This window comes from Nocardioides bizhenqiangii (assembly GCF_034661235.1).
GTDB lineage: Bacteria > Actinomycetota > Actinomycetes > Propionibacteriales > Nocardioidaceae > Nocardioides > Nocardioides bizhenqiangii.
The window spans coordinates 523,097-541,322 of sequence record NZ_CP141059.1; the positions used below are offsets into that span (position 1 = coordinate 523,097).

Consider the following 18,226-nt stretch of genomic DNA (forward strand, 5'->3'; position numbering starts at 1 on the left):
AAAAGGGCCGCGTCCTCATCGGAAGGCTCAGTACGCGAACCAGCCCCGGAGTAGTAACTCCGGGGCTGGATGTCGACTTTCACTGCGGGAGCCGGGCCGCGCGATCTGAAGCCTATGGTCGCCCGCTCGAAGAGCGGTTCCGCGCTACGAGAGCGGCACGAGCTCACCGGCGGTCCGGACCCCACTCCAGCGATCGATCTCACCTGTCAGGTCGAGTCGCTCGATGGGAGCGGCGTTCTCGTACTGCCCCCAGTGCGCCTTCGGCAGCATCCACATCACCTCGAACTCGTTGCCGTCCGGGTCCGCGGCGTAGAGGCTCTTGGTCGCACCGTGGCTGGACTCGCCGGTCAGCGCGCCGAGGTCGGCCAAGGTGGCCCTGGCCTCCTCGAGCTCCTCGATGGTGTCGACCTGCCACGCGAGGTGGTAGAGCCCCAGCCCGCCGCGCGGTCGGGGCGGCTGCACGCCGACCCCGAACAGGCCCAGGTCGTGATGGTTCCCCGAACGTGGCAGCCGCAGGAACGCGGCGTTCGCCCGCGGCTCGCGCGCCATGACCGTCATGCCGAACGCGTCGGAGTAGAACGCGATGCTGCGCTCGAGGTCGGCCACGAACAAGACGGCGTGGTTGAGACGGACGGCGTTGACGGTCATGGTTGGTTCCTTCCAAAAGGCGCGGTGATGGTGATCCGGGTCAGGCGGCCACGCCGAACCCGCCGGTCCAAGAGACCTTCTCGTTGGCGGCGAGGGTGAGCTGCAGGAAACCGACCGCCTCGAGCTCACGGGCCCTCTTGAGGGAGCCGGCGTCGATGGCCTTCAGTCCGCCTGAGGTGACGATCGCGGCCAGGGTGGCCTTGGCGTCGGCGTCGTCGCCGGCGATCAGGACGGTCGTGGGCAGCGAGCCGACGTTTCCGGCGGCGAGCGTGCCCGCGAACGTCGTGTTGAACGCCTTCAGGACACGGGACTGCGGCAGGGCCGCAGCGATCTCGGCGGCCGCGGAGCTGTCCGCGGGGACGACGAGGGAGTCGAACGTCTCGAAGTCCAGGGGGTTCGTGATGTCGACCACGACGCGACCGGCGAGCTGCTCGCCGCGCTGGGCAATCACGTCGGCCACAGCCGGGTAGGGCACGGCGAGGACGACGACGTCTCCGGTGACCGGCGCGCCGAGGTCGTCGACGCCGAGCTGCTGGACGTTGTGGCCGCCCTTGGCGGCGACCGATGCGATGACCTGGCCCATGTTGCCGGTGCCGAGGATCGAGAGGTTCGTCATGAGGTGCTCCTTGCAAGTTCGTGGACAACCCATTTGGTTGTTCCTACAACTAACACTCTACCTCATTTGATTGATCCGTCAAGTAATCGCGCTAGGATCGCATCATGGACGAGGTGAAGTGGCTCGACGAGACCGAGCGGGACGCATGGCTCCGACTGATCGCGGTGGTCGAGCTGCTACCGGGGGTGCTCGACGCGCAGCTACGGTCGCAGGCAGGTCTGACGCACTTCGAGTACTACGTCCTGGCGATGCTGTCCGAGACACCGACCCGCACGCTGCGGATGACGGCACTCGCTCAACGCACGAACGCAACCCTTCCGCGGCTCTCCCATGTCGTGCGCCGTCTGCACGACCGAGGGCTCGCCGAGCGAGTTCCGTGCCTCGAAGACAGACGCGCCACGAACGTGCGGCTCACCGAGGCCGGATGGGACACGGTGGTGACCGCGGCCCCAGGGCATGTCGCCACCGTGCGCAGCCACGTCCTGGACCCCCTCACTGCCGAACAACTCGAGCAACTACGGGGCATAGCCGACGCGCTCCTGACCACGTTGGACCCCCAAGGCCGGATGACTGCGCTCTACGATCCCGAAACCGCGGCCGAAGACGCCTCCTGACCAGGCGCTCTCCAGCCTCTCGCGTGCGACCTCGTCGATCTCGGCAGCAGCTCATGGACAGGACCGTTGCAGGGCTCCCGGGGCGCCTTCGTAGGAATGAGAATGGCGACCGGCCCGGTGCTATGGTCCGGTCATGGCACCCATCTTCGAGACGCGACAGGGAACGGCCGGTCCGGCGAACGTCCCCTCGGGTGCCGCGCTCCTGGCCATCGAGCTCAGTGAGCAGGCCCGAGGCGTCCGTGGCCTCGACGTCCTTCGACGGAGCGTCGACCGAGCTCCGCCGGCCTGACCCGACGAGCTTCCTAGCTCCTCTCTCCTCTCCCACGCGAGCGGGAGAGCAGAACCTTCGTTTCGACACCCTTGCTTGACGTGTCCGTGTTTTCTCCGCGTGACACCCGCAGCGTCGAACGCGCCCGCGCCGATGCACCGGTGTGACCGGTCGTCCGACGCCCATTCCCGCGCGCCAGCACGCGCACCGCCGCGCCCCACCAACGGCGCTCACAGGGAGGAAATCATGGTCCTCTCCCGACCCGGCCTGTTCGCCGCCGTCTGGCTCTCCCGCCACACGACCGCCAACCCGCCCCGCCCCCGCACAGCAGGCTCACCCGAGCCTGGCTCACCACGAACCGCCAACAATGAACGCCGTCGGCTCCGCGCAGGCAACTGGGCTCGCGTCGACCTGTACACCCCCACCCCAGAAGAGACAACCCGCCTGCTGGACGACACGCTCGCCGTCCCGGTCGACGCGCCCAGGCGACTCGAATCAACGATCGACACCGTCGCCCGCCGTCTCCGAGCACTACCCGAGCCGCACGAATTGGGTAGGCGCTCTATCAGCTACAGATCCCAACTCCAGCGCATCCTGCGCCAGGCACGCCAAGCCCAGACCCGGCTGACCGGGGGCACCTACGGCACCTGTCTGGACTGCGCGACGCCGATCGCGCTGGACACCCTGATCGAGACGCCGTGGACGCCGACCTGTGCCCGCTGCGCGCTCGTCATCTGATCGCAGCGCGTCGTGACGAAAACAGCCACCGAGTCCAAGAGGAAGACCACAATGGACCGACGCAAGACCACCCGAACCGGACGCAAGACGACGGCGCAGCAGTCGTGGATCAGGCCCCCTCGAGATGTCGCCGTCGTCGGCGCCGGGATCGTCGGGCTCAGCAACCGCCTGGTTCCTCCAGGAGCGAGGCGTCGCCGTCACCGTCTACGACAGCGACCACGCCGCGGGCGGCGCGTCCTGGGGCAACGCCGGCTGGCTCACCCCGGCCCTCGCTGCACCACTGCCAGAGCCTGACGTCCTGCGTTACGGGCTGAAGTCAGTCCTCACTCCGAGCTCACCCGTCTATGTCCCGCCACGGCTCGATCCCTCGCTCTGGTGGTTCCTCGCGGGATTCGCCCGGCACTCCACCCTTCCACGATGGCAGCGCGGAATGGCCGCCTACGCACCGTTCAACCGGCGCGCGATCCGCGCGTTCGATGACCTCGCGGACGCCGGCGCCACCCCACGTGCGCGACAGGCCGGCCCGTTCCTCGCCTGCTACCGCACGTCCGCCGACGCCGGAGCCATGCTGACCGAGCTGCGGCGCATCAAGGAGGTCGGCCAGAGCGCCCACTACGACTACCTCACCGGTCCCCAGGTCCGACGGGCGCAGCCGGCGGTCAGCGACGCCGTCGAGGCAGCCGTTCTCATCCACGGACAGCGCTACATCCATCCCCCGCAGTTCGTCCGCGCGCTTGCGCACTCCGTCGTCGACCGTGGGGGAAAGCTTCGTGAGTCTGTTCGCATCTCCGACGTCGAGACCGAGAGCAACGCGGCCTGGCTCCGCGACAGCGAGGGCGCCCGCCATCGGCACGACGCCGTCGTGCTCGCCACTGGAGCCGCGCTCAGTCGCCTCGCCCGCCGGTTCGGAGTCAAGAAGGTCGTTCACGCCGGGCGCGGCTACTCCTTCACGGTCACTGGCGACCGCGTGCCCGACAGCCCCGTCTACTTTCCCGACCAGCGGGTCGCGTGCACCCCGCTTCACGAGCCCACCGCCCCCGACCACCAGCCAGGTGCGCCCGCAGACGCGGACGGTCCCCCGCTTCTCCGCGTGGCCGGGATGATGGAGCTCCGACGCCCTGACGAGCCACTGGACCAGCGCCGTATCCGCGCCATCGTCGAGGCGACCCGCGAGCTGCTGCCCGGCGTCGACTTCGACCGCCGCAGCGACGAGTGGGTGGGCTCGAGACCCTGCACCGCTGACGGCCTGCCGCTCATCGGTGCGACCCGATCGCCACGGGTCTTCGTCGCAGGCGGTCATGGGATGTGGGGAGTGGTCCTCGGGCCGGTGACCGGCAAGCTCCTCGCCGAGCAGATCGTCACCGGCAGCTCACCGGGCGTCCTGACCCCGTTCGATCCTCTCCGGTGACGGCGACTCGGCCGTCAAGAGAGATCGGTCCGTACCAGCCCCGGGGAATAGCCGGCGTCTGATTATTGCTACGCAGTACGTAGCGATAATCAACGGCGGCGGAAAGGCCGCTCGGAAGGAGCGAGATCCATGTCCTCGACCGAGTATCTGGTGTGGTTCCTGGCGATGGCGGTCCTGATCCCCATCATCGTTCATGGCGGCACGACCTGGGCCCACTTCCGTGGCCAGCAGCAGAAATCGGCGCGGCCGGCCGACACGGCCGCGCCGCACGGCCCCGGCCGCCGCCGCGACGAGCCACCGGGGATGGCCCGAGGGAGATCGAAAGCTCCGCCCGTGCCGTCGTCCGAAATGGAGGACGATGGCGGCGTTCCCGAGAAGCAGATCTGGCGTTGGTACGACGACGGCGGAGCTGTCGGGGCATCGGGTGGCGAGACTCGACCCCGGCCGCTCGATGACGGCTCGTCGTCGTAGTACAGACGGGCATCACCACCACCGGCGCCTCGAGAGGGTGTCGCGACCGTTCACCATGCCCGGTCGATGCCGTGCCCCGTGAGGGTTGCTGTCGTCCGGCAACGAAACCGTCTCGTAGTTGACCGGTGAGCGCTCCTGCCTTCACGGATTTGCTGAGACAGCATCGACCTCACAGGACCACTCACCGCAGGCGTTGTGGTGACCACTCGTTGATCGAGCTGGTGCACGTCAATCAGCTCCGCCCCGCGACCCGGTCAAGGCAGAGCGAGATGCGCATGCCTGGTGAAGGGCGTCGACGTCTGAAAGGCGGATGCAAGCGGTGACAATCGACCACGCACCGACATCGGCGGACATCTGGATCCGTCCGGTCCCTGGCTCACCGTCCGACCAACCCGGGACCGACGGATCAACAGACGATCGGGAAGCAGATACAGCAGCCCGCCCGACCCGGCTGCAACAACTGTTCGTCGAACAAGGCCACAGTCCGTGGCTCGACGGCTTCTCTCGCGGTGACCTGGCCGACGGCACGCTCTCCCGGCTCGTCACGGACGGCATCCGCGGGGTGACGGCCAACCCCACCACCTTCACCAGGGCGATGGAGGGGTCGGCGGAGTACGACGAGCAATTGGCTTGGCTGACCTCGACTGCATGCTCGGCCGAGGAGGCCTATGGAGAGCTGCTGGCCATTGACACCATTGCCGCCTGTGCGGCGCTCCAGCCCGTCCACCGAACCAGCAACGGGTTGGACGGCTTCGTGTCCGTCGAGGTGGCACCGCGGTTCGCCAGCAACACCGGGAGGACGATCGCAGCCGCGCGGGAACTGCACCGGCGGATCGACCAGACCAACCTGTTGGTGAAGGTTCCCGCAACCGCTCAGGGGGTTCCGGCCATCAAGAGATTGGTCGCGGAGGGGCGCAGCATCAACGTCACACTGCTCTTCTCCCTGACGCGCTACGACGACGTCATCGAGGCCTACCTCTCAGGTTTGGAGACCTACATCTCGCACGGCGGGGATCCCTCGAGGGTCCACGGCTTTGCCTCGTTCTTCGTGGCCCGGGTCGACGCAGAGATCGACCAACGGCTCCAGCAGCGTGGAGCCAGCGGCGCGGGCGTCCTCTGCGGCGGCGCGGGGATTGCGCAGGCCAAGCTCGCCTACCAGATGTTCAACGAGAGATTCTCCGGCGGGAGATGGGAACGTCTGGCACGACATGGCGCGCACGCACAACGGCTGCTGTGGGCCTCCACGTCACCCAAGAACCCCGCTGATCGCGACACCCGGTATGTCGAAGAACTGATCGGGCCGCAACTGGTGAGCACGCTGCCGAAGCGCACCACGCGCGCGTTCGAGCAGCACGGGCGGGTAACTCGCACCATCGACACCGGTGTGCAGGACGCCAAGGAGCACCTGCGTTCACTCGCCGAAGCAGGGATCGACATGGCCGACGTCGGTAGCACGTTGGAGACCGAAGGCGTTTCCGGGTTCCAACGCTCCTTCGAACAGGCGATGGCCGTGCTCGACGCCAAGATGCTGTGAACTCGGCGGCGGTGAGATGGACTGGACCGGGTGGGCGCTGTTCGGACTGCTTGCCACAGGTGCATTGACCGCGGTGATGATGGCCGCCCAGCTCGCGGGGCTCACCCGGCTCGATCTTCCGCTGCTGCTCGGCACACCATTGTCACCGAGGATCCCGACCGAGCCCGGGCCGCCGGGTTCGGTATCCATCTGGTCATCGGCCAAGGCTTCGCTCTGGGATACGTGGCCGTGTTCGCTCGCTTGGAGCAAGCCACCTGGTGGCTGGGCGCGGTGTTCGGGCTGCTGCACGTCGCGGTGGCCCTGCTGGCCCTGCTGCCGCTGCTGCCGGGCCTGCATCCCCGGATGGCGTCGCAGAGAGCTGGGCCCGCGAGTACCGCCGTGCTCGAACCCCCCGGTCTGCTGGCCCTCAACTACGGAATCCAGACCCCAGCGGTAGCGATCATCGCCCACCTCGTCTATGGCGCCGTCCTCGGTGCCCTGATCGAGGTCGGCTGATGCACGTCGACAACCTCACGCTGACGTCGCGCCCGATCGCGGACTACGGACTCCTCGGCGACACTCGCACCGCGGCGTTGGTCTCCTCGGACGGCGCGATCGACTGGCTGTGCGCCCCACGGTTCGACAGCCCGCCGGTGTTCGGACAGCTGGTGGGTGGACGACCGGCCGGCACCTTCCGCGCAGGGCCGGCCTTGCCATCCGTGGCAGCCGCCCGTCGCTACCGGCCCAACACGGCCACGCTGGTGACCACCTGGCACGTGGGTCGCGGGCAACTGACGCTGACCGAAGGCATGGTCGCCGAGGTCGCCGGGCGTCTGCTGCCCGCAACCCTGCTGGTCCGTCGTCTGTCCGCCGACGGGGCCGCCGTAGACGCGGTGGTGGACTTCGATCCTCGCCGCGGCGAGCACCATGACCCGCCGCGGGTCAGGAGCCGCGCGGGCGAGCTGGTGTGTGGATGGGGAACCCTTGCCCTCTCCCTGGCGAGCGATCCGCACATGGACGTCCAACCCGGCCGTCCGACGTACGTCACGGTCCGGCCTGGGCACCCCGTCACTCTCGTGCTCAGCATCGCCCACCGGGAGCCACTCATCCGCGTCGGCCCAACGTCGGCCTGGGCACTTCTCGACGAAGACGGCACGCGGTGGCAGACCTGGACGGACGGGATCGACCACCAGCTTCCGTACCGGGACGCGGTGGTGCGCAGCATGCTGACCCTACGGTTGCTGACCTACTCGCCATCCGGAGCGCCGGTCGCGGCACCGACGACCTCCTTGCCTGAGGACCTGGGCGGCAGGCGCAACTGGGACTACCGCTACGCCTGGCCACGAGACGCCAGCATCGGCATCGCCGCCTTCCTCAGCGTCGGCAAGGTTGCCGAGGCCCGAGGTTTCCTCTGGTGGCTCCTTCACGCCAGTCGCCTCCAGCGGCCGCGCCTGCCGGTGCTGCTGACGCTGGACGGACGACGCTCGCCGCGCGAACGTGAGCTAGGCGGCTGGAGCGGATATGCGCACAGCGTGCCGGTCAGGGTGGGCAACGGGGCCGCCGAGCAGCACCAGCTCGACGGGTACGGCTGGGTCATCGACGCAGCGTGGGTGCTCGTCGACCACGGCCACCAGCTCTACGGGGAAGCTCGGCGAATGGTCTGGGGCTTCGCCGACCTGGTCGCGCGACGGTGGCAGGAGCCGGACGCCGGGATCTGGGAAGTCCGAGACGACGCCGATCATCACGTGCATTCCAAAATGATGGCCTGGCTCGCGCTCGACCGTGCCCTTCGTATCGCCGAGACCCATCACGTCTCCGACCGCCGTCGGCGACGCTGGCGAACCGCGCGAGAGGCGATCGTCAGCGAGGTGCGCACACGCGGGTTCGACGAGGAGCGAAACTGCTACACCCGCAGTTACGGATCCGCAGACCTGGACGCGGCCCTCCTTGTTCTTCCGCTCCTCGGCATGGAGGACACCAACTCGCCACGCGTGGCGAGCACCATCGACGCCATCCGAGCAGACCTCTCCGCCGGCGGCCCGTCTCTCTACCGCTACCCACCGTGCGGCGACGGACTGCCCGGCGCTGAAGGCGCGTTCCTACCGTGCTCCTTCTGGCTGGTCCAGGCCCTCGCCCATACCGATCGCCGACCCGAAGCCGTGGACCTCTTCGAAGCCCTCCTCGACCGCGGCAGCACCCTCGGGCTGTTCGCTGAGGAGATGGACCCCGCCACCGGCGCGCATCTGGGCAACTTCCCGCAGGCGTTGACTCACGCGGCTCTCGTGTCAGCGGCTCTGGCATTGCGCGATACCGCCGCAGTGTCACGCGACGAAGGGACGTCGCTCGAGCTCTGAGGTTCGTTGGCGGCCGGCCGCCAACGGGAGACGGTTGCTCGTCACTGGTCCCTTCCGTCGATCAGGTCGTCCCAGTTGATAGCCCCGCGGTCGATGTGAGCCAAGCTCAGGTAGGGCAGCGGGTTGTCGGCAGCAGTGGCTCCGGACGCGACCCAGGCGGCCACAGTTCCAGGATTTCGTTTCTCCATCTCGTCGAGGTGGCCCGCGCGCTCTTCGACGATCCGCAGCAGTTTCCGACGGGAGGTGGTGGAGTGCAATGCCCCGTAGCTGGCGCACCATGCCCGGCACAGCTCTTCATCGGTCGCGGGCGGGGACTGCTGGAACGGCCGGAACGGCTGGAACGGCACGAACCCCGGGTTGGACGTGGCGAGGGCGCGGACCACTGTGTCCAGCTGCCCCTCCGATGGGCGAGGACCGGTTCGCAGCCAGCGCCTGACCGCGCGCACTGTCATGGGCGAGGCGAGGGCGAGCACGACCAGGATGGACGCCGCGCCGACGATCAACCCCAGGAGGCTCACGGGTGACGCGACCGCCACCGCGACCATGCCGGCCGACGTCAACGCGATCACCGCAATGAACCACACAACCCGGTAGGCCTTCATCGACCTGTGCAGCGTTCGGATCGGATCATGACTCCACTGTGGCGCGGTGACTTGATCCAGTCACCGGGTGTGTCCGGCTGTGAAGTGCGCGCCGTTCTTGCCGGGCAACCGCCAATTCGCTCGTGTCCTGCGGTCTGGGGCCTCCCCGCCGACGATCCGCAACGGGTGGATCGCGCGAGGCGGGGTGACGCTGCCGACCGCGACGAGGGACGTCGGGTTGAGTCGAGCGGTGGTGATTGCCGGAGGGCGGCAACGTGCCGTCTACTGTGAGGTCGAGGCCAAGTGAGGCGATAGGCATGGAGGACACCGGCGCCACCCGCGGTGCGAACAGCGCGGTGCGTGGCACCGAGCGCGACGAGGAGTGGCTCGTACGGGCAGCGGAAAGCGCGAGCAGGGATGCCGGCGGGGTGTCGGTCGCCCTGCTGGGCGACTACTTGCCGATGCTCGCCGACGCTGCCACCCTCGGGCAGTTTCCGGAGAGGTCCGAGATTGACGCGGTTCGACGCCAGGGTCGTAACGCTGCAGAGCAGGGGGTCGCGGTCGGTCGAGGCGTCGATCTCTATCTCTCAGCGGCCCGGCACGTGTGGGGCGAGCTCCCAACAGTGGTTCGTGAGCGCGACCGAACGGCGGTACGTGCGGCCGCTGAGGCAGTACTGCAAGTCGTGGACGACGCGGTGGCGGCGTTTGCCGAGGGCCACGCTGAAGCCGGTCGCGAGATGATCCGCCGCGAGGAGACCGTGCGTCGAGAGCTGATCGAGGACCTGCTTCGCGGAGGCGCTCATCTCAGCGACCTCGTCGAGCGGGCGGAGCCGTTTGGTCTCGATCTGACCCGCGCTCACCAAGTTGCCCTCGCGCAGCCGGGGGAACGGCTCTCTTCGATCGCCGCGGCGACCACCTCGCTGGAACGAGTCGTCCTCGATCGGTTCGGCGACCGGGACGTTCTGGTGGCGACGAAAGAAGGATGGGTCGTCATCATCGCGCTCGCCGATGCGACGGGGGCACCGCCGGTGTCGGGCAGCTTGGGAACGACGGGTGACCTGGGAAAGATCGTGTACGGCGAGCTCTCCCGGCTGAGGCAGGGACGTCCCTGGCGTGTCGCGGTCGGCCGGGCGCACCCGGGGGCATACGGGATCGCCCGATCGTACGAAGAGGCTCGTGAGGGCCTCACGATGGCCACTCGCATGCAGATCGCCCGGCCGATCGTCGAGACCCGCGACCTCCTCACCTACCGAGTGCTCGCCCGAGACCAGCCCGCCCTGGTCGACCTGGTGCACTCGGTGCTCAACCCGCTCCATCAAGCCCGCGGAGGGGCGCAACCGCTCGTCGACACGCTGGCGGCCTACTTCGACTGCGGCTGCGTCGCCACCACCACCGCGACGTCGCTCCACCTCTCGGTTCGGGCGGTGACCTATCGCCTCGACCGCGTCAAGTCACTCACCGGCTTCGATGCCCTCGACCCAGAACACCGCTTCACCCTGCATGCCGCCGTCCTCGGCGCCAAGCTCCTCGGTTGGCCGGACCGGCCGCTGCCCGCGGCGTCAGCTCCAGTGTCGAGCTGACTGTCGCGTTCTGCAGAGCCTCGGGAAATCCGGGAGACGACCGGCGCCGATTGCCGGGGTCAGGCAGGAACCGTCGCTGAAGTTGGCCGGGCTGCCCCGCTGACCCGAGAGAGCCGCATCGCTCACGATGGACGCAGCCGCGGCCGACTCGGCCACCCTTCGACGGAGGTCCGATCCGATGACGCTCGCTGTCCGGGTGGCTGGCCCGACTCTCCCCATCGGCGCCTCCTCAGACGAGCCAGAGTCTCCGGCCTGGGACCTGGTGGACGAGTGGGGTCGTCAGTCGTTTCCCGCTAGCGATCCACCCGCCAACTGGTGACGTCCTGGACCCCGGCTCCGATCGGTTGAGGGATCTCGGTTGACTACTACCGTCGCCCGGTCCGCCGAGGTCGGCGCGCGCAAGCCGCTCGGCCAGTTGCTGGTGCGGGTCATGACCACGACCGATCACAAGGTGATCGGCAACCTCTACTTCGTCACCGCCATGGCGTGGTTCATGGCGGGCGGCGTCATGGCCCTCCTCATCCGCTCCGAGCTGGCCTATCCGGGCAGCCAGGTGGTGAACGAGGAGACCTACAACCAGCTGTTCACGATGCACGGCACGATCATGCTGCTGCTGTTCGCGACGCCGCTGTTCTTCGCGTTCGGCAACGCGATCATGCCGCTTCAGATCGGCGCTCCGGACGTCGCGTTCCCGCGGCTGAACATGTTCAGCTACTGGCTCTACCTGTTCGGCGGCCTGATCGCCGGAGCCGGCTTCCTGACGCCGGACGGCGCGGCGTCGTTCGGCTGGTTCGCCTACACGCCGCTGTCGGACTCGGTCAACAGCCCCGGAGTCGGCGGAGACCTGTGGGTGATGGGCCTGTGGATGGCGGGTCTGGGCACCATCCTCGGTGCGGTCAACTTCATCACCACGATCATCTGCATGCGCGCACCGGGGATGACGATGTTCCGGATGTCGATCTTCACCTGGACGGTGCTGATCACCAGCCTGCTGGTGCTGATCGCGTTCCCGGTGCTCGCCGGCGCGTTGCTCTCGCTCGAGGCGGACCGGCAGCTCGGTGCCCATGTGTTCGACCCGTCCCACGGCGGGGCGATCTTGTGGCAGCACCTGTTCTGGTTCTTCGGGCATCCCGAGGTCTACATCATCGCGCTGCCGTTCTTCGGCATCATCTCCGAGATCCTGCCGGTCTTCAGCCGCAAGCCGATCTTCGGCTACATCGGCCTGGTCGGCGCGACGATGGGGATCGCGATCCTCTCGGTCGCGGTGTGGGCGCACCACATGTTCGTCACCGGTGCGGTCAACCTGCCGTTCTTCTCCGGCATGTCGTTCCTGATCGCGGTCCCGACGGGGGTGAAGTTCTTCAACTGGATCGGCACCATGTGGGGCGGGTCGGTGCGGATGGACACCCCGATGCTGTGGTCCATCGGGTTCCTCACGACGTTCCTGTTCGGTGGCCTGACCGGCATCATCCTGGCCAGCCCGCCGCTGGACTTCCACGTGTCCGACTCCTACTTCGTGGTGGCGCACTTCCACTACACGGTGTTCGGCACGGTCGTGTTCGCCATGTTCGCCGGCTTCTACTTCTGGTGGCCGAAGCTGACCGGCAAGATGCTCGACGAACGGCTCGGCAAGATCCACTTCTGGTTGCTGTTCATCGGCTTCCACACCACGTTCCTCATCCAGCACTGGCTGGGCATCGAGGGCATGCCGCGGCGCTATGCCGACTACCTCGGCGACGACGGGTTCACCGTCCTCAACCAGGTGTCGACCATCGGTGCGTTCATCCTCGCGTCCTCGATGCTGCCGTTCTTCTACAACGTCTGGATCACCCGCAAGACCCCGGTGGTCGGCGTCGACGACCCGTGGGGTTGGGGGCGCTCGCTGGAGTGGGCCACCAGCTGCCCGCCGCCGCGCCACAACTTCGCCAGCCTCCCGCGGATCCGCTCGGAGTCGCCGGCGTTCGACCTGCACCATCCCGAGATCGCCGCGATCGAGCTCGATGCCAACCCGAAGGAAGCGACCGACGAGGCCGCCGATGCTCCGGACTCGCGCGGACTCCGGGAGCACCTCGCCCAGCAGCAGGCCCAGAAGGACGCCGGCGACCCCAAGAGCCACAGCTACAAGCACGACGAGACGGAGGATGAGATCTGACGAGGATCTTGCCGGTCCCCGGCAACAACCGTCGGAGAGCTTGACCGGCGGTCGCCCTACCCGGACCCGCGCCGGCGAGCCAGGGTTGGGATCGCATCCTCGGGTCAACACGGCACCGTTCGTTGTCGTCCCACAAGAGAGGAAGTCCGGCATGCCAGCTTCAGACGCTGTCGCCGCTCGGCAGCCTGAGACTGAAGTCCTCCACGTGAGGCGGTCGAGCGCTCTGCCAGCGGGATTCGTCGCCAACGCTCGGGAGATGTTGCTGCAGCAACGGGCGTTCCGGATCGACCAGCTCAACCGTCTCGACTCCCCGACCGCAACGAAATCCGATCCGGCTCGCGACGAGATCGGTGCGACGTTGCGCGAAGCCGCCCGACGGGTCCTGACCTTGATCGATGCTGCGCTGCGCAGGATCGAGGAAGGCAGCTACGGCCATTGTCAACGGTGTGGCGATCTCATGTCTCTGCACCGGTTGACGGCGCTGCCGATGTCGACGTTGTGCGGCCGGTGTCAGCTCACCCTGGGGATCGTGGGACCGGATCGTGCGCGGGGACCTGAGCATTCGCGGACGGCCCACCGTGACATCTGACAAGGTCGTTGGCCACCGTCACGCCCTCGACGTCGGCCGCACCTTGACGCAACACCTGCCGGGCTCCGGCTCGAGACGGGCTGTGACGTCAGCGGCAAGACCGTCTGCGACTCCCTGCACGAAGGATTGGTTGAGACCGCACACCAGGGCGGTGTGCTTCTGCGCCAGGGCGTCGAACGGGCAGTTGGCTAGCACCACCTCGTCATCCTCGACCTTGGGCTCGAAACCTTGGCTGCTCAACACCGTGGCTAGGCCGGCGAACGCCGCGGTCCCATCGAGACCTTCGGTGACCTGCCCCAGCGACAGGCCTTCGTGTCGGGCGCAGTCGTGCAGTGCCTGATCCAACGGCGTGCCCGCGCCGGCGCGACTCACCGCGGCCGCCAGGATGTCGCCGACCAGGTCGTAGCGTCGCGGCGGCAGGGAGACGGCGAACTCCCGGGAGGCGCGGCGGTAGAGCTTGCTCGGCCGCCCGGCGCCGGGACCGGTCCTGCCGCTGAGGCGCCGGTACTCCACCTCGAGCAGTCCCTCTGCCACCAACCGATCGAGGTGGAAGGTCACGTTGTGCAGGGCGAGCCCCAGTGCGGTCGCGGCCTGCTCGCGTCCCACCGCGTCCTCTTGACCCGACACGTACTCGTACAACGTCCGCCGTGTGTCGTCGGCCAGCGCACCGATACCGGCGGCTTGCGCACCCAGGTCCATCTCAGCAGTCTAAAACAGAATTTGTTTGACACAAGAGGTCGGAAGGAGTCTACTTCGTAACATCATCTGTTTTAGAGAAGGGACAATGCCATGACCACAGACACCACTGCCGCGGAACGGACCAGCACCGGGGTCGGCGCCGACCGTGCCTTCCTGCTGCTCCGCACCGTGTTCACCATTGCGCCGATCGCATTCGGTCTGGACAAGTTCGCCGAGTGGCTCACCGACTGGGAGCAGTACCTGGCGCCGTGGGTCAACGATATCCTGCCCGGTAGCGCCCACCAGGCCATGCTGACCGTCGGCGTCATCGAGGTCGTGGCCGGCATCGCCGTCGCCGTCGTACCGCGCTACGGGGCACTCCTGGTCGCCGGCTGGCTGGCCGGGATCATCGTGAACCTGGTGACCATGGGGGAGTACTACGACGTCGCACTCCGCGACTTCGGGCTTCTCGTCGGTGCGCTGGCCCTCGCCGCACTCGCTTTCGACCGCGCCAAGCCAGCGGCATGAGCAGTACCGCAGCGATAGCAAGCGGTCGGTCTGCCGACCGCGCGGCGGCGCGGCGGTGGCGGCCGCGGGTCACGCACCCGCGGCGCGAGGTCGACCCCGGGGCGGCGGAGCGGGCGGCCGCCGACCTGCTCACCGCCCTGGGGCTGAACCTCGTCGACGAGAACCTCGTCGAGACGCCGCGCCGGATGGCGCACGCGTTGATCGAGATGACCAGTGGGTCCGACTTCGAGCTCACCACGTTTCCCAACGAGGAGGGGTACGACGAGCTCGTCCTGGTCGGGGGCGTTCCCGTGCAGTCACTGTGCGAGCACCACATGCTGCCCTTCGTCGGCGTCGCGCACATCGGCTACCTGCCGGGCGCTCGGATCCTGGGTCTGTCCAAGTTCGCTCGCATGGTCGAGCTCCACGCCCGCCGTCCACAGACGCAGGAGCGGCTCACCAAGAGGATCGCCGACCACCTCCAGGAGGAGCTGGGACCGCACGGTGTCGGCGTCGTGATCGAGGCGGAGCACACCTGCATGAGCCTGCGCGGCGCCCGAACGCCCGGCGCGCGCACCACCACCTCTGCCCTGTACGGCCGGCTCCGCGACGACCCGCGCAGCCGCGCCGAATTCCTCGCCCTGACCAGGAGGTCGCCATGAACATCGTCATCGTGGGCGCCGGCCTCGCCGGCGTCAGCGCCGCAGAAGAGCTCCGCAACCAGGGCTGCCCCGGGCAGATCACCCTGATCGGCGCGGAGCCGCACGCTCCCTACGAACGGCCGCCCCTGTCGAAGGGCATCCTGCTCGGCGACGCCGAGCCCGACTCGACGATCGTCCACGACGCCCAGTGGTACGCCGACCACGAGGTCGAGCTGATCACCGGCGTTCCGGTCTCCGAGGTCGACATCGACACCGGGCACGTCCTGCTCGGAGACCGTCATCTGCCCTACGACCGGCTCCTGCTCACCACCGGCTCCGTGCCCCGACGGTTCCCGCTGGCCGACAGGTCGGGGGCCGACGTCGTCTACCTCCGCACGCTCGACGACGCCCTCGCCCTCAAGAGCCGGCTCACCGAGAACCTGCTGATCATCGGAGCAGGCTGGATCGGTCTCGAGGTCGCCGCCGCCGCAAGGACGGCGGGCGGCACGGTCACCGTGGTGGAGGCCGCAGACCTTCCCCTGGCAGGCGTGCTCGGCCCCGAGCTGGCCCCGGTCTTCGTGGACCTCCACCGCGAGCACGGCGTCGACCTCAGGCTCGGCACCTCCGTCACCGCGATCGAGCAACGGGGTGGTCGCACCCTGGTCATGCTCGCTGACGGCCACCAGGTCTCCCCTGATCTGATCCTGGTCGGCATCGGCGCCGAACCGGACGACCACCTCGCCGTGAAGGCGGGGCTGGACACGGACGGTGGCGTCCTCGTCGACGCGTGGCTGCGCGCAAGCGACCCGCACGTCTACGCCGCGGGAGACGTCGCGAACCAGGAGCACCCCGTCCTCGGCCGGATCCGCGTCGAGCACTGGGACACCGCCATCCACCAGGGTCGCCACGCGGCTCGCAACATGCTCGGCCAGGACGACCCCTACGACAGGCAGCCCTACTTCTTCACCGACCAGTACGACCTCGGCATGGAGTACGTCGGGCACGTCGGTCCCGAGGGGTACGACGAGGTCGTCGTCCGGGGCGAGCTCGATGACCGGGTGGTCACCGCGCTGTGGATCCGCGACAACCGAGTGCTGGCGGGCATGCACCTCAACGACTGGGACGCCATCGACCCGATCCGCTCCTGGGTCGGTCGTGAAGCCGACGAGGAGCTGCGAAACACGGCATCCCGTCTGTGCCCCCGGTAGGAGTCGAACCTACGACCTTTCGCTTAGGAGGCGGCTGCTCTATCCACTGAGCTACGGGGGCCTCGGCGAGATTCTGGCAGGTCGCGCCCGTCCGGACGGAATCACCCGGGAGCGCTCGGGCTGTGTCCGATTCGTGATTGCTTCGTCGGGTCGTCACAATGGGGGGAACGTCCCAGTCCCAGCCAGGTGAGATTTTGTCCGACACACCCGACGCGGCCGGCACCAAAGGTGACGACGCCGGCAGCCGGAAAGCGCAGGCGCGTCGAGTGTCCGGCTCCGTGGCCAACCGCAGCGTCGCCGGCAAGCGACGGCTGCGCAAGCGGCACACCGTGGGCAAGGTGATCGCGGCGACCCTGGCCGTCCTCGCCGTCGGTACGGCGACGTCCGTGGTGCTCGCGTACAACAACTGGAACGGCAACCTCGACCGCAAGGACGTCAGCGGGCAGCTCAAGAACCGTCCGGACAAGGTCGAGGTCGGGGGCCCCAAGGAGCCGCTCAACATCCTGGTGCTCGGCTCCGACACCCGTGAGGGCGAGAACAACATCGACGGGCTCACCGGCGACGGGGAACGCTCCGACACCACGATCATGCTGCACCTCTCGGCGGACCGGAAGCGTGCCTACGGCATCAGCATCCCGCGCGACACCCTGGTCGACCGTCCGACCTGCTACGAGGAGGACGGCACCGCGATCCCAGGCGCGCAGGACGTGATGTGGAACGAGGCGTTCTCCGTGGGCGGCGCCGCCTGCACCATCCAGCAGTTCGAGCAGGTCACCGACATCAGGATCGACAACTACGTCGTGATCGACTTCCAGGGCTTCAAGGACATGGTCAACGCCCTCGACGGCGTGGAGGTCTGCATCCCCGAGGACATCGACGACCCGGAGCACGGCATCACGCTCGAGGCCGGCACCCGCGAGATCCGTGACGACGAGGCGCTCAGCTACGTCCGGGTGCGGGCCGTCGGTGACGGCACCGATCCCAACCGGATCCGCCGCCAGCAGGCCTTCATGGCCGCCATGATCAACAAGGCCATCTCTGCCGGGATGCTGGTGCGACCCGACCGGATGCTGTCGTTCCTCAACGCGGTCACCGACTCGATCCAGACCGACTACGACAACGTCGCCGAGCTGGCCGACCTCGGCCGCAGCTTCCAGGGCATCGGCCTCGACAACATCAAGTTCGTCACCACGCCGTGGGTCTACTCCACCGCCCAGGAGGGTCGGGTCGAGTGGACCGAGGACGTCGAGGACCTCTGGCAGCTGGTGCTCGACGACAAGGCCCTGAGCCAGGAGTTCGAGGAGGAGTCGATCAGCGCCGCCGACGACCCCGAGGGCTCCAGCGCGCCGCCGGACGAGGCCGGGCAGACCGACGATCCCTCCGACCCCACCGAGTCGTCGACCGGCGGCGGCAAGAAGAACGACGACGACGGCCTGTCGGACGACGCCCGCGAGAACGCCGGGCTCTGCACATGAGTGACGACGACAAGCGGGCGCGGCCGGAGACCGACTGGGAACGCCGCCGACGGCTGGCGGCGGTCTTCGGCGACGTGCTGCCCGAGGTCACCGGCGACGAGAAGGACCCCGCGGAGCGGGCCGACGACGGCGACTCCGCCGGCGACCGCTGGCTGAAGTCACAGGTGCCGCCGCACCACGGGTGA

20 protein-coding genes and 1 tRNA gene are annotated in these 18,226 nt (G+C 68.2%); 16 read left to right on the forward strand and 5 right to left on the reverse strand.

Annotated features, from left to right (window positions below):
- Nucleotides 1-144 precede the first annotated feature (144 nt).
- A complete protein-coding gene (locus SHK19_RS02575; RefSeq protein WP_322937742.1) occupies nt 145-648 on the reverse strand; it encodes a VOC family protein in 504 nt (167 codons plus the stop codon).
- Nucleotides 649-688: 40 nt separating this feature from the next.
- On the reverse strand, nt 689-1,264 hold the full coding sequence (locus SHK19_RS02580) for an NADPH-dependent F420 reductase (RefSeq protein WP_322457722.1): 576 nt from the start codon (nt 1,262-1,264) through the stop codon (nt 689-691).
- A 104-nt stretch (nt 1,265-1,368) separates the two neighbouring features.
- Between SHK19_RS02580 and SHK19_RS02585 the strand changes: the two genes are divergently transcribed.
- From SHK19_RS02585 to SHK19_RS02620, 8 genes are all read left to right on the forward strand, one after another.
- Complete coding sequence (locus tag SHK19_RS02585) at nt 1,369-1,878, forward strand: MarR family winged helix-turn-helix transcriptional regulator (RefSeq protein WP_322457723.1); 510 nt, start codon at nt 1,369-1,371, stop codon at nt 1,876-1,878.
- 133 nt (nt 1,879-2,011) lie between these two features.
- Entirely contained in the window at nt 2,012-2,167 is a 156-nt protein-coding gene (locus SHK19_RS02590) for a hypothetical protein (protein WP_322457724.1), read from the forward strand.
- Nucleotides 2,168-2,392: 225 nt separating this feature from the next.
- Nucleotides 2,393-2,884 carry a hypothetical protein gene (locus SHK19_RS02595; protein ID WP_322457725.1) on the forward strand — a complete coding sequence of 164 codons (492 nt, stop codon included), beginning with the start codon at nt 2,393-2,395 and terminating at the stop codon, nt 2,882-2,884.
- A 124-nt stretch (nt 2,885-3,008) separates the two neighbouring features.
- Complete coding sequence (locus SHK19_RS02600; protein WP_322937743.1) at nt 3,009-4,292, forward strand: NAD(P)/FAD-dependent oxidoreductase; 1,284 nt, start codon at nt 3,009-3,011, stop codon at nt 4,290-4,292.
- Between the two features lie 129 nt (nt 4,293-4,421).
- Complete coding sequence (locus SHK19_RS02605; protein ID WP_322457727.1) at nt 4,422-4,763, forward strand: hypothetical protein; 342 nt, start codon at nt 4,422-4,424, stop codon at nt 4,761-4,763.
- Between the two features lie 319 nt (nt 4,764-5,082).
- Complete coding sequence (tal, locus tag SHK19_RS02610) at nt 5,083-6,297, forward strand: transaldolase (RefSeq protein WP_322937744.1); 1,215 nt, start codon at nt 5,083-5,085, stop codon at nt 6,295-6,297.
- Between the two features lie 228 nt (nt 6,298-6,525).
- Entirely contained in the window at nt 6,526-6,792 is a 267-nt protein-coding gene (locus SHK19_RS02615; RefSeq protein ID WP_322937745.1) for a hypothetical protein, read from the forward strand.
- Nucleotides 6,792-8,630 carry a glycoside hydrolase family 15 protein gene (locus SHK19_RS02620; RefSeq protein ID WP_322937746.1) on the forward strand — a complete coding sequence of 613 codons (1,839 nt, stop codon included), beginning with the start codon at nt 6,792-6,794 and terminating at the stop codon, nt 8,628-8,630. Before SHK19_RS02615 ends, SHK19_RS02620 begins: the two co-directional genes overlap by 1 nt.
- Nucleotides 8,631-8,671: 41 nt before the next feature.
- On the opposite strand, the gene SHK19_RS02625 is transcribed toward SHK19_RS02620, so the two are convergent.
- Nucleotides 8,672-9,175 carry a hypothetical protein gene (locus SHK19_RS02625; protein WP_322937747.1) on the reverse strand — a complete coding sequence of 168 codons (504 nt, stop codon included), beginning with the start codon at nt 9,173-9,175 and terminating at the stop codon, nt 8,672-8,674.
- A 353-nt stretch (nt 9,176-9,528) separates the two neighbouring features.
- Between SHK19_RS02625 and SHK19_RS02630 the strand changes: the two genes are divergently transcribed.
- The 3 genes from SHK19_RS02630 to SHK19_RS02640 all read left to right on the forward strand — a co-directional run bounded on the left by SHK19_RS02630 (nt 9,529) and on the right by SHK19_RS02640 (nt 13,532).
- Nucleotides 9,529-10,791: a PucR family transcriptional regulator gene (locus SHK19_RS02630; RefSeq protein ID WP_322457732.1), complete on the forward strand. Its 1,263-nt coding sequence runs from the start codon at nt 9,529-9,531 to the stop codon at nt 10,789-10,791.
- Between the two features lie 358 nt (nt 10,792-11,149).
- Nucleotides 11,150-12,943: an aa3-type cytochrome oxidase subunit I gene (gene ctaD / locus SHK19_RS02635; RefSeq protein WP_449867064.1), complete on the forward strand. Its 1,794-nt coding sequence runs from the start codon at nt 11,150-11,152 to the stop codon at nt 12,941-12,943.
- 256 nt (nt 12,944-13,199) lie between these two features.
- On the forward strand, nt 13,200-13,532 hold the full coding sequence (locus SHK19_RS02640; RefSeq protein WP_322937748.1) for a TraR/DksA family transcriptional regulator: 333 nt from the start codon (nt 13,200-13,202) through the stop codon (nt 13,530-13,532).
- Nucleotides 13,533-13,550: 18 nt separating this feature from the next.
- Here SHK19_RS02640 and SHK19_RS02645 read toward each other — a convergent pair whose 3' ends face one another.
- On the reverse strand, nt 13,551-14,231 hold the full coding sequence (locus tag SHK19_RS02645; RefSeq protein ID WP_322937749.1) for a helix-turn-helix transcriptional regulator: 681 nt from the start codon (nt 14,229-14,231) through the stop codon (nt 13,551-13,553).
- Nucleotides 14,232-14,321: 90 nt separating this feature from the next.
- On the opposite strand from SHK19_RS02645, the gene SHK19_RS02650 reads away from it, so the two are divergent.
- From SHK19_RS02650 to SHK19_RS02660, 3 genes are read left to right on the forward strand one after another with little or no spacing between them, the layout of a single operon-like run.
- Entirely contained in the window at nt 14,322-14,738 is a 417-nt protein-coding gene (locus SHK19_RS02650; protein WP_322937750.1) for a hypothetical protein, read from the forward strand.
- Nucleotides 14,735-15,379, forward strand: coding sequence for a GTP cyclohydrolase I FolE (folE, locus tag SHK19_RS02655; protein WP_322937751.1), 645 nt, complete (start codon nt 14,735-14,737; stop codon nt 15,377-15,379). The genes SHK19_RS02650 and folE overlap by 4 nt, the downstream gene beginning before the upstream one ends.
- A complete protein-coding gene (locus SHK19_RS02660) occupies nt 15,376-16,566 on the forward strand; it encodes an NAD(P)/FAD-dependent oxidoreductase (protein ID WP_322937752.1) in 1,191 nt (396 codons plus the stop codon). The genes folE and SHK19_RS02660 overlap by 4 nt, the downstream gene beginning before the upstream one ends.
- Here SHK19_RS02660 and SHK19_RS02665 read toward each other — a convergent pair.
- Nucleotides 16,555-16,627 (reverse strand) — tRNA-Arg (locus SHK19_RS02665). The genes SHK19_RS02660 and SHK19_RS02665 overlap by 12 nt on opposite strands.
- Before the next feature lie 133 nt (nt 16,628-16,760).
- Between SHK19_RS02665 and SHK19_RS02670 the strand changes: the two genes are divergently transcribed.
- Nucleotides 16,761-18,041: an LCP family protein gene (locus SHK19_RS02670; RefSeq protein ID WP_322937753.1), complete on the forward strand. Its 1,281-nt coding sequence runs from the start codon at nt 16,761-16,763 to the stop codon at nt 18,039-18,041.
- Nucleotides 18,038-18,226 carry a hypothetical protein gene (locus SHK19_RS02675; RefSeq protein WP_322937754.1) on the forward strand — a complete coding sequence of 63 codons (189 nt, stop codon included), beginning with the start codon at nt 18,038-18,040 and terminating at the stop codon, nt 18,224-18,226. Before SHK19_RS02670 ends, SHK19_RS02675 begins: the two co-directional genes overlap by 4 nt.